The organism is Vibrio sp. L5-1 (assembly GCF_021728315.1).
GTDB classification, from domain to species: Bacteria; Pseudomonadota; Gammaproteobacteria; order Enterobacterales; family Vibrionaceae; genus Vibrio; species Vibrio splendidus_K.
This window is the reverse complement of record NZ_JAKKCQ010000002.1, coordinates 229,806-241,212: the sequence shown is the minus strand read 5'-3', so window position 1 is coordinate 241,212 and position 11,407 is coordinate 229,806. Positions and strand designations below refer to the sequence as shown.

The 11,407-nt window shown below is 45.3% G+C and carries 11 protein-coding genes; 9 read left to right on the top strand and 2 right to left on the bottom strand.

What is annotated here, in order from left to right; all coding sequences use genetic code 11:
- Nucleotides 1-4: 4 nt before the first annotated feature.
- The 6 genes from cobU to btuD all read left to right on the top strand — a co-directional run bounded on the left by cobU (nucleotide 5) and on the right by btuD (nucleotide 6,346).
- On the top strand, nucleotides 5-607 hold the full coding sequence (gene cobU, locus L3V35_RS07810) for a bifunctional adenosylcobinamide kinase/adenosylcobinamide-phosphate guanylyltransferase (protein ID WP_114633402.1): 603 nt from the start codon (nucleotides 5-7) through the stop codon (nucleotides 605-607).
- Nucleotides 608-616: 9 nt separating this feature from the next.
- A complete protein-coding gene (locus L3V35_RS07805) occupies nucleotides 617-1,234 on the top strand; it encodes a histidine phosphatase family protein (protein WP_237299192.1) in 618 nt (205 codons plus the stop codon).
- A 134-nt stretch (nucleotides 1,235-1,368) separates the two neighbouring features.
- Nucleotides 1,369-3,165 (top strand): M3 family oligoendopeptidase, encoded by a 1,797-nt coding sequence (locus L3V35_RS07800; protein WP_237299190.1) that lies wholly within the window; start codon nucleotides 1,369-1,371, stop codon nucleotides 3,163-3,165.
- A 278-nt stretch (nucleotides 3,166-3,443) separates the two neighbouring features.
- Entirely contained in the window at nucleotides 3,444-4,472 is a 1,029-nt protein-coding gene (locus tag L3V35_RS07795; RefSeq protein ID WP_076671710.1) for a succinylglutamate desuccinylase, read from the top strand.
- A 133-nt stretch (nucleotides 4,473-4,605) separates the two neighbouring features.
- Complete coding sequence (gene btuC / locus L3V35_RS07790) at nucleotides 4,606-5,601, top strand: vitamin B12 ABC transporter permease BtuC (protein ID WP_237299188.1); 996 nt, start codon at nucleotides 4,606-4,608, stop codon at nucleotides 5,599-5,601.
- The gene (gene btuD, locus L3V35_RS07785; RefSeq protein ID WP_237299186.1) at nucleotides 5,588-6,346 is read left to right on the top strand and encodes a vitamin B12 ABC transporter ATP-binding protein BtuD; all 759 of its coding nucleotides are present in this window, start codon (nucleotides 5,588-5,590) and stop codon (nucleotides 6,344-6,346) included. Before btuC ends, btuD begins: the two co-directional genes overlap by 14 nt.
- Nucleotides 6,347-6,398: 52 nt before the next feature.
- Here btuD and L3V35_RS07780 read toward each other — a convergent pair whose 3' ends face one another.
- Together L3V35_RS07780 and L3V35_RS07775 are read right to left on the bottom strand one after the other, a co-directional pair.
- On the bottom strand, nucleotides 6,399-6,812 hold the full coding sequence (locus L3V35_RS07780; RefSeq protein WP_017057425.1) for a RidA family protein: 414 nt from the start codon (nucleotides 6,810-6,812) through the stop codon (nucleotides 6,399-6,401).
- A 26-nt stretch (nucleotides 6,813-6,838) separates the two neighbouring features.
- Entirely contained in the window at nucleotides 6,839-7,774 is a 936-nt protein-coding gene (locus L3V35_RS07775) for an NADP-dependent oxidoreductase (protein WP_237299184.1), read from the bottom strand.
- 184 nt (nucleotides 7,775-7,958) lie between these two features.
- Between L3V35_RS07775 and L3V35_RS07770 the strand changes: the two genes are divergently transcribed.
- The 3 genes from L3V35_RS07770 to L3V35_RS07760 all read left to right on the top strand — a co-directional run bounded on the left by L3V35_RS07770 (nucleotide 7,959) and on the right by L3V35_RS07760 (nucleotide 11,247).
- Entirely contained in the window at nucleotides 7,959-8,885 is a 927-nt protein-coding gene (locus tag L3V35_RS07770) for a LysR family transcriptional regulator (protein ID WP_237299183.1), read from the top strand.
- A 165-nt stretch (nucleotides 8,886-9,050) separates the two neighbouring features.
- Nucleotides 9,051-9,410: a DUF6559 family protein gene (locus L3V35_RS07765; protein ID WP_237299181.1), complete on the top strand. Its 360-nt coding sequence runs from the start codon at nucleotides 9,051-9,053 to the stop codon at nucleotides 9,408-9,410.
- A 376-nt stretch (nucleotides 9,411-9,786) separates the two neighbouring features.
- Complete coding sequence (locus tag L3V35_RS07760; protein WP_171312928.1) at nucleotides 9,787-11,247, top strand: lytic polysaccharide monooxygenase; 1,461 nt, start codon at nucleotides 9,787-9,789, stop codon at nucleotides 11,245-11,247.
- The last annotated feature ends 160 nt before the right edge of the window (nucleotides 11,248-11,407 follow it).

Sequence of the window (11,407 nt, the reverse complement as noted above, 5' to 3'; positions counted from 1 at the left end):
TCCTATGACAAACACCAATCAAACTATTCAATCAAGCCAGCGAAACAGCCATTTGGTATTGGGCGGAGCTCGTTCTGGCAAGTCGAGTTTTGCAGAGCAACAAGCATTATGTGCGTTTGAAGCATGTTCAAATGGACGCCTCAATTATATTGCGACAGCGACATATCTTGATGATGAAATGCGAGAACGAATCACGCACCATCAACAACGTCGTGGCGAGCAGTGGATTGAGCATGAAGTACCCGTCGAGTTAGCCTCGAAACTGCAGTCTTTTGATCAAGATGATGTGGTGCTGATCGACTGCCTAACATTGTGGTTGAACAACATCATCTTTGAACTGGGTGATGACGCGACTAATGAACAAGTGGAAGCAGTGGTTGAAGCCTTGGTCAAAAGCGTAGAGCAAAGCCCAGCGCAAATTATCATGGTCTCTAACGAAGTCGGTTTAGGTGTGGTACCTCTGGGTAAAGTGTCGCGCTTGTTTGTCGACAATGCGGGGCGAATGAACCAAGCATTGGCTCGCGTTGTCGAACGAGTTACATTGATCGCCGCAGGATTGCCACTGCACTTAAAACCATCTAATCAATCGCTTGATACTCAGGGTTAGGTCGCGCACATGATCAATGGAACAACCAAAAACATCTATTTGCTGAGACACGGCAAGGTTGAAGGGAAAGCAGCACTGAATGGTTTATCTGACGTGTTGGTTCATCCAAATATTCAACAGCGGATTTATGATGCGTTGGCTCATAATGATGTCGCTTTCGATGGTGTTATTACCTCACCATTAAGACGATGCAGTGACTTGGCAAACCTATATGCACAACGCATGTCGGTGCCTCTGTCTGTTGCACCAGATTTCCAAGAAATGAACTTTGGTGAAGTTGACGGGGTCGCATTTGATGAACTTGAAGACAAGTGGGCGATGCTAGACACTTTCTGGCAAGATCCCGCAAATCATCAACTGACTGGTGCGGAAAGTTTACAGAGCTTCCATGACAGAGTAACTCAAGCTTGGTCGCAACTTTTGAATGATCCAAGTGACAATCTACTGCTGGTTACTCATGGTGGCGTAATTCGAATGTTATTGGCGCATTGCCTTGATATTGATTGGAAAAATCCGAGTCTCTATTCGAAGCTATCGATAGAAAACGCGTCGATAACTCATATTCAAGTCACTCAGTTCGCACAGAGTTTTATCAGTGTAAAGTCGATAGGGTTGCCTGTTCTCTGAGTGTTAAAAATACACAGTTTTAAGAATTAACAATCTATTAGAACTGTAGATAGAAATATAAATAGAAGTATAAAGCGGCGTTTACAGTCGCTATACCAGATTGGTATTACTACCTACGTGAAAGGAATTTAGTCATGACAACTCCAAGTTGGGATTTAAGCATTGCTTATCGCGATCTTGATGATGCAAAAATCGAACAAGACATCGAACTGATTCAACAGTGTATTGAACTGTTGTACCTGCATGTTGAAAAGCGTCACATCATTCTTGCAATGCAAAACGCAATCCAGACCTCAGAAGCGGCAGGCACGTTACTGAGTACGATCAACACCTTCGCTAATTGCCACGCGTCGGTCGATGCGACACACACAGAAGCCAAAGCACTGCTTGGTCGTGTAGCGAAGCTGAACTCTGAAATGTCTCAAGCGTTCAGCCCTTACGAAGACACGCTAATTCACGCAGAACCAGAATTTATTGATGCAGTATTAGAGCACGAGAGCGCGGATGTTGCAGGGCAACGCTTTGCTATCGAAAGCTCACGTAAGTTATCAAGCAGTCGACTCAGTGTTGCTGAAGAGCAGTTGTTAGCGGCGATGAAGGTTGATGGCCGTGATGGGTGGGGGCGTTTATACGATAACCTAACCGGTTCTTTAAAACTGTCGCTAAAGCTGGACGGTGAAGACGAAGCTCTAGGTTTTTCACAAGCGGCGAGCCTGTTGTACGGCAGCGAATTCGACAAACAAGAACCTGCATGGCGCGCGGTTCAAGGCGCAATGAAGACGCATCAAGAGTCGTTTGCTTCGATCCTAAATGCATTGGCGGGTTGGCGACTGACTGAAAACAAAAAGCGCTCGAAAATAAGCGACGTACATTTCTTAGATCCAAGCCTGCATGGAAGCCGAATCGTTCCTGAAACCCTAGATACTATGATGTCGGTAGCAAAGGCAAATCGAGCAGTAGGACAGAAAGCAGGCCTGTTAATGGCAAGAGTTCACGGGCTCGATGAAATGAAGCCTTGGAACCATTTAGCAGCGATGCCACCGCTGGGTGACAGCGAATCTAAGGTTTATCCATTTGATGAAGCGATCGACGTGATTAAAACCGCCTTCGCTGAAGTAAATCCAGAGATGGCTGATTTCGTCGCATTAATGGTTGAGAACGGTTGGATTGATGCCGCACCAGCAGCCAACAAACGTTTAGGCGCGTACTGCACCAAGTTTGCTGCGACACGAACCCCGCTTGTGTTCATGACATGGAATGGTAGCCGCTCAGACTTAATGACATTGGCGCACGAGCTTGGCCACGCGTTCCACAACTGGGTAATGAAAGACATGCCGTTGTGTAAGACGCGCTACCCCATGACGCTGGCAGAAACGGCTTCTATTTTTGCTGAAAACATCGTTCGTGACCACTTGTTACAACAAGCTCAAACACGCAATGAGAAGCTCGAAATGTTGTGGGAAGAGCTTTCTTCTTCACTCGCTTTGATGGTGAATATTCCAGTACGTTTCGAATTTGAAAAAGCGTTTTACGAGCAGCGTGAGCAAGGCGAACTGACAGCTAAACAGTTGTGCGATTTAATGGAAACCACTTGGAAAGATTGGTACGGCGATGCAATGACTGAAGCCGACCCTTATTTCTGGGCGAGTAAGTTGCACTTCAGCATCTCTCAAGTGAGCTTCTATAACTATCCGTACCTGTTCGGTTACTTGTTCAGTAAAGGCGTTTACGCACAACGCGATGCTAAGGGTGAGAAATTCTACGGTGATTATGTCTCATTGCTTCGTGATACTGGTAGCATGATGGCGGAAGAAGTGGTGCAAAAGCATCTCGGAATGGACCTGACTCAAGCTGATTTTTGGCAACAAAGTATCGACATGGTCAAAGTTCAAATCGATGAATTCGAAAGATTGCTGAATCAGGAAGATTAATTGATCTCAATCTGTTCATAGCAGGTCAGAGCTGTGTTAGCTTACGTGGCTCTTATCTTGCTGACATGACTTGAGAAAAGCTGAGACGACCCAAAGTTACTTTAATTAGAGAAAGTTATTTGGAACAGATGTCGGTTAGTAAAGCCAGCAGGTAATATAAAAATATATGGGTAGTATTTGTGATTGATAACGGAGTTTCTGTTGATAAGTGCGATCCTAGCGACACAATTTCTATGTACAATTTATTAACATACGGCCGTGCAATTAAGGAGTAGCGCATGACGAAGACCCTCTTTCGCCAATCATTTCTTTTTGACAGCCTAGATCTTGAGCAAGAAGTGTTTGCAGGACAGACCGTACTGAGTAACGGTGTTGAAATTAAGCTTCATCAACGTGGTGTATTGGAAGTAATTCCCGCGGATTATAATTCTGAAACTAAGAACATCATCTTCTCAACAGGTGTTCATGGTGACGAAACTTCACCGATGGAGCTAGTAGATAAATTAGTTGAGGATATTGAGACAGGCTTTCAAGTAGTAAATGCTCGTTGCTTGTTTATCATCGCTCACCCAGAAGCGACCAATGCGCATACGCGTTTTCTCGATGTGAATATGAATCGTCTGTTTGATGAAAAGCAGCACGAAAGCAATCGAGAAGTGGATATCGCTAAGAACTTGAAGTTCTTGGTTACTGAGTTTTACAAAGAAACGGAACCTGCCACTCGTTGGCACCTGGATTTGCACTGTGCAATCCGTTTATCTAAGCATTACTCGTTCGCTGTGAGCCCTAAGGTTCGCCACGAAGTGCGCAACAAGGAGCTTTTCGATTTCATCAACAGTGCCCACGTTGAAGCTGTGTTGCTGTCGAATGCACCAACCAGCACCTTTAGTTGGTACAGCGCTGAAAACTTTGAAGCGCAAGCACTGACAATGGAATTGGGTCAGGTAGCAAAAATTGGTGAGAACCAACTTGATAAGCTAACAGCTTTTGATTTGGCGATGCGTAATTTGATTGCTGAAGCTGAGCCTGAGCATTTACCTAAGCGAACCATCATGTATCGTGTGAGCCGCACTATTGTTCGCTTGCATGATGACTTCGATTTCATGTTCTCTGATTCTGTAGAGAACTTTACCGCGTTCAAGCACGGTGAAGTATTTGGTCATGATGGTGATAAACCATTAATGGCTAAGAATGAAAACGAAGCGGTGGTGTTCCCAAATCGAAACGTGGCTATCGGCCAACGAGCTGCCTTAATGGTGTGTGAAGTTGAAACGCGATTCGACCACGGTCAGCTTGTGTACGATTAATACCGAGTCCGGTTTAAGCGACTAAAACAACTGCTCAACTGGTTGAAATATCAAGGTTCACATTACGGTGTGAGCCTTGAGTTTATTTGGGTATACAGGTAAGGTTACGCGAACATTTTCAAAGTAGCTTGATATGGATTTCCAACAACTTCTTCACCAAAAACAGCGTAAATGGACGCGAGCCATTTATCTGATGGCAGCACTGCTTGTCGCGCTGAGTGCAATTTACCTAATGGTTGGCGATCTCTTCATTTCCCCTCTGGGCACCTTGTCCACGTTAGAACAAAAACTACTGATTGATTTACGCTTACCTCGACTATTGGCAGCTATTGCTATCGGGGCTGGTTTGGCTGTATCTGGCGCAAGCTTACAAGTGTTATTAGGCAACGTATTAGCAGAGCCGGGTGTGCTCGGTATTTCCGGTGGCGCGAGTTTAGCCATGGTGATCGTGCTGTTCTTTTTGCCGTTTGCTCCCACACCTGAACTCTTTATGGTCGCTGCCGTATTAGGGTCACTCTGTTTTACCGTTATTCTGGTGAGTATGGTCAAAACGATGCGACTGACTACGGCCAAATTATTGCTGGTGGGTGTCGCGTTAGGCATTCTTTCCGGCGCTATGGTGACGTGGGCCTTCTATTTTAGTGATGACCTCAGCCTTCGCTTATTGATGTACTGGCTGATGGGCAGTTTAGGCGGCGTGACTTGGTATCAACACTCGCTTACGTTAGTGATGATCCCTGTGATTATTTGGTTGTGTCTGCAAGGCTGTAAACTAGACAAACTGATGATTGGCGAAACGCATGCCGCACAACTGGGCGTGAATGTTCCGAGATTACGCTGGCGTCTAATTTTCGCCGTGTCTATTTTAGTCGGCTGCGCGGTGGCATTGGGCGGTGTAATCAGCTTTGTTGGCTTGGTTGTGCCACACTTACTCCGTTTAGCGATTGGTACCGACAACCGATACCTGCTTCCTTTGTCTGCCGTTGCAGGTGCCGCGTTATTGGTGTTTGCTGATATTTGCGCGCGTACATTACTCGATTCTGCAGAATTACCTTTGGGTGTGATGACCACCAGTATCGGCGCGCCTATCTTCATTTGGATGTTAATTAAAAATCATGATTCAAATTAAGAGCCTGAGCGTCGGCGCTCGTTTATTACCACTATCATTTGAGCTCAAGCAAGGGCAGGTGACTCACGTTATCGGTCCTAATGGCAGTGGTAAAAGTACCTTACTCGAAGCGATATCTGGCATTGGAGATGGCTATAAAGGCGATATCAAGCTTGATGGGCAAGACTTATCTGTGTTGTCGTTACAAGACTTATCATTACACCGTGCTTATCTTTGTCAAAGCGCAAGACCCGCCTTCAATTTGGAAGTGTTCCAATACCTTGCGTTGTCACTGCCAAGCTCCTCACACGGCCTTGATACTGAAATCAACGCAGCTTTGGACGAAATAAGCCAGATGTTGGCCATCACAGACAAACTTCACCGCTCCATTCAAACCTTATCTGGTGGTGAATGGCAACGCGTCCGTTTGGCGGGAATGTGCCTGCAAATTTGGCCGTCGCTTAATCCTTACGCGAAGCTGCTGATCCTCGACGAACCCGCAGCTCCGTTAGATATTGCTCAAGAAGCCTTGTTATACAAGCTCATCGAGCGAGTGGCAGAGAAGGGCATCGCCGTGATCATGGCCAACCACGACCTGAACAGAACCCTAAGACATGCAGACCAAGTGTTGTTGCTCGACAAAGGCGTACTTCAAGTATCAGGTAGTGCAGAACAAGTTCTTACGCCTGAACAGCTAGAGTCCGTGTTCAACACTGAAGTCAAAAGTATCTCAGTCGATAATCAAACTTATATGTTGTTTGGTTAAGCCTTTATCGTTTGGGTAAGACGGTTGAATTTAGGATTGGAAAGCTCGGCAGTTATCGGGCTAACATCATCTCATATTCAACCATCATATCTGGCATCCCTAAACGCTGAACATAGCGCAACGTGCCTGTCGCTGGTTTTACTTCAACATCCCCTAAAAACTCTTCCCAGACATGAGCAATACCTTCGAATTGTGCAGAGTTTACTTCGTTGGTAAATGTCCAATCCGTCCTGACAATGTCGTTAACACTAAAGCCAGCTTCTTCTAAGAATGCCTTCATTTGGTCTAAAATCAATCGTGTTTGAGCAACAGGATCATTAGGGTGTTGAGTGATAAAGTCCGGGTTACAGTCAGCATGTCCTGTCACAAAGAATACTTCGCTGAATTCACTTAGTTTCAGTCCCCAACTAAACGCATTGCTCATATCGGGTAGGTTCTTATTACGAAAAGCTTGTTTAATGGCCATTTTATATCCTCTCTACTTGATAGTGTTTACAGCGAAACTTCCAATACGATTTTGCCACGAGCACGTTTCGATTGACTTAACTCCTGTGCTTGAGCGGCTTTAGATAGTGGGAACACCTTATCGATGTTCACTTTAATTACGCCATCATCAATTAAAGCGGCAATACGTTGTAGATCTCTGGCATTGGGTGAAACCCACCAACGTTGAAAATTTACGCCTAGTTGCAGTGGTAATGCGCTTTCAATGTCATCTAATAGTGAAACTACGTTGCCACCTTTTCGTACGACTTCGAGTGAACGCTCCGCGATGCCATCACCCCCAACAGCGACGAGTACAGCATCTAACTCATCAACCTCGTCTTCAAAGCGTTGAGTTTGGTAATCAATGAATTGATCGACCCCTAAAGCCGTTAAGTAGGCTTTGTTGCTGGCTGATGCTGTTCCGATAACATAAGCACCGAGCGCTTTCGCTATTTGAACCGCAAAGCTGCCTACACCTCCGGATGCATTGTGAATAAGGACACGTTGACCAGCTTTGAGTTGGCAGCCTTCAACAAGTGCTTGCCATGCTGTTGTTGCGGCCAATGGCACAGCTGCAGCGGTCACGATGTCGAGAGACTTGGGCGCTCTTGCTACTAAATCACTATCGACAGCAAGATATTCGGCGTAGGCGCCTTGTTCAGAAATGGGCGCATATACATAGACCTGCTCCCCAAGTTTAAGGTTGCTTACATTGTTGCCTTTTTCGACAACTTGCCCTGCTGCATCCCAGCCAACAATGAGTGGCATTTCATGTTGACCGCTAGCCTGTAAGAATCCCTCTCTTACCATCCAGTCGACAGGGTTTACCCCCGCGCCTTGTACTTTGATCAGCACTTGATTTGGTGTGATGGTGGGTTTCGCTATATCGCCGAACGTTAAGTTCTGCGCACTTCCATACTCTTCTAAATACACGGCTTTCATCGTATTTCCTTATAAGTGAGTCATCTGATTTGTTTTTCTACCAGCGGGTTAATCTGTTTGTGGAACTCACTTTGCCCAACTTGTTACTTATCGTCTAATTGATGATTGGTATAATATGCATTGATTAATATGATGAGTTTGTCGATACTCATTCACTAACTCCCTGTGTAATTAGGCAAGTAAGATGGCTAATGTCGATCTGAATTTAATGGTTATTTTTGATGCAATCATGCAGGAAAGCTCGATTACCGTGGCCGCAGAACGACTGTCGATGACGCAACCGTCGGTATCGAACGCAGTCTCTCGAATGCGTCACGCTTGGAAAGATCCTTTATTCGTGAAACAAGGAAGAGGGATTCGCCCAACCCCTTACGCCGTCGAGTTGTGGAAAACGATTGGTGAGCCGTTAGAGGCAATACGGATTGCAACTGAGCGTGATGAGTTTCGTCCTGCGACGTTAAAGCGCACGTTTAGAATCGCAACCACAGATTGGATGGCAGACCTGTTTTGGCTGCCGTTAAAGCAACGAATAGAGCTTGAAGCGCCTGACGTTAATATTCACGCCGTACCTTACAACGTCAATGGAGAAAAGTTATTGCTCAGTGCCGATGTCGATATGGTTTTGGATTATTTCGAAGGCAACTCAGCTCAAGTTCAAACTCAACATCTGTTTGATAATCACTTTGTGTGCGCAATGCGTGCCGATCACGCGTTGGCCAGTGAAGAGCTATCGCTAAGTGCGTTTGCTAGCGCTGACCATTTGTTGCTCTCGTTATCAGGTGAAGCGACGGGCGGGGTAGACATGCTACTAGGACAGAAGGGAATGAAACGGCGCATCGCCATGACGGTGAACCACTGTTACTCCATACCTAAGTTGCTCATTAATACTGACATGATCACGACGATTCCATTGCCGATAATATCGGAGAGCGTGAGCAAGGGAGAACTGGTGATCAAGAAAACGCCATTCCTCATGCAGCCGGGGCCCATTTCAATGTCTTGGCATGTGCGGCATCAACGTGACCAAGGTACGTTATGGTTGCGTGAGAAAGTACTTAGTGTTCTGAATCATGGTTTACCTAAAAATTTACTTATTGATCCGTTTCAATGAGAAGCGGTGCAAAGTGTATTCGTCTCGAAATTGCCTTTTTGCATTGTTAATCAGTATATTACTGACGTTATATATTGAGCATCGTCATAAAGAGTGACATTCTAAGTGTTGCTCAAATCTGAACAACATTTGATGTGATATTTGTAAATTGAAAGAGGAACTAGAGTGTTTAGATATATTGAACGACGAAGAATCAAAAAGGTGATTAAGTTACTGTCTGCAAAGATGGTACAGAGTTACGGAAGCCGTGACTTTTTCTCGATTGGGCAAGTTGAAACCAGCGCTCATGAACTAAGTAAACGCCAACAACAAATCGCATTGTCTTTGTTTACGGATCCACAAGATCTTGATGTTGAATTGGTTCCCACTATCCAACTGTTACGTAATGATGTGTCTAACGACTTCTTCGGCGGCGAAGACTACACCGCACGTGATGTGCTCAACCTCTTGGGTGGAAGCGGCTGGAAGGGCGGTCGTATGGACGACGACATGTCACATCGCATGGGCATGCATAGCCGTTATTAATGCTCTTCTCATTATTTAACTTCCTGTATATCCCCAAAGCGGCTTAATCATAAAGTCGCTTTTTTATTCATTTTGAATGATGTTCCCTCAATCAACACAGAATACTGAAATGTCATAATTCGAAGCAACATCATCTATCTACAACGCATTTGTTTGAGTTGTGTGATGCTGATTCCTATCAATATAAAACCCGCTGTTATTGATAAAATTGACGTATATATTTTTCGTTGTTCTTTAAGTCAGAAACTATAAACCTTCGAATGACAGTGCTGGTTGGTTAGTAACCAATTGGTTTTGTGTTTAGGGTAAAATAATAGAGAGTGGGAAAGTGACAACAATAAATAATAATATTCTAAAAATAGCAGTGGGTATGGCTATGCTATCGAGTGTGCCGTCAGTGGCAAATGCTCATGGCTGGTCTGAATTTCCAAGTGCACGTCAGAACACGTGTTACGAGCAAGGCGGGGTTTGGTCGGGTACACCACCAAATGCTGCATGTGCTCAAGCGAAAGATATTTCTGGATCATACCCGTTCGTTCAACGTAACGAGTATGCGAAAAATATCCAAGATTTCAACAACATCAATGCTGTAAAAGCGGCGATTCCAGACGGCACTTTGTGTTACGCCAATGATTCGCAAAAACGCGGCATGGGTGCACCTCATACAGGTTGGACTCGCACTGAGCTAAGCACAGGTACATTTGAATATGTATTCAACGCGACTGCGCCGCACAACCCATCATTCTGGGAGTTCTACCTAACGAAACCAAATGCAGATCTGAGTAAAGGACTAGCGTGGGGCGACTTAGATCTTATCCAAGAGGTGGGCAATGTTCCTGTTAGCGGTGGCAAATACCGTATCAACGTGACGATTCCATCTGACCGCTCTGGTGATGCAATCCTATATGTACGTTGGCAACGTGATGATGCAGCTGGCGAAGGCTTCTACAACTGTTCAGACATTACTATCGCGGGTGGTACAACTCCTCCACCAGAGCCAGGTCCAGAGCCTGATCTAGTCCGTGGCGACCTGTTTGTTTCTGACCAGTTTGGTACTCCACAAGTTGGCGACACCGTTAAGTACGACATCATCAACAAGTATGGTGAAGTAGCGCGTAGCTTCGACATCGTTATCGACGCTTCAAACGTTAATGATTGGGCTCGTTTGTTGGCTTCAGAAATTAATGGCTGGCATGAAGAGTTCAAAGATGGCGCGATCTTCATTGGTGATTGGCACGCTGAAATGCAGCACTACATGTACTTCCAAAACGATCCTTCACGTAACTTCTTCAACTCAAAGGATAGCCGTGCTTCTGGTCAGTTAACGCTGATTGATGGTGGCGACGGTGGTGTTGAACCACTGAAAGGCGACATCTACGAGCTAGTGAAGAGTGACAATGTAGTGAATGCTGGCGACAAAGTTGTGATTGCAACAAGCGAAGCGGCGACATTAACTCAAACTCAAGGTTCCGTAGTAAGCATTCAAAACAATGGCACAGCTTCTATTGTGGTTGATACGACTGCGATTACAGTGAACGAGACTTTGTCGTTCATGGCTAGCTCTATTGAAAGCGAGAGTGTTGAAACCTTCACGTTTGAAGTGATTGCTGATGACGGTGGCGTAACACCAGACCCAGATCCAACGCCGGATCCTGATCCGACTCCTGACCCTACGCCAGACCCAGGTACTTGGGACTCATCAGCGACTTACCTAGGTGGTGAAGTAGTGACTTACTCGAACCAGTCGTGGAAAGCGCAATGGTGGGTTCAAGGTGGTGAAAACCCTAAAGCGACCTACGAAAATGATCAGTGGGGCGTGTGGCGTCCAGCTAACTAGTTTGAATAGGATTAGTTAAGCCTTGAAAAATTAATGGCATCACTCTTTATAAGCGTGATGCCATTTTTTATGAGATAGCTGTCAACGGAGTTCTTTTTAAGAGAGTGTTTATGTAAGTCCTAGGTTGGCAGTGCGACAACGCATTGAATGTTATTAGGGA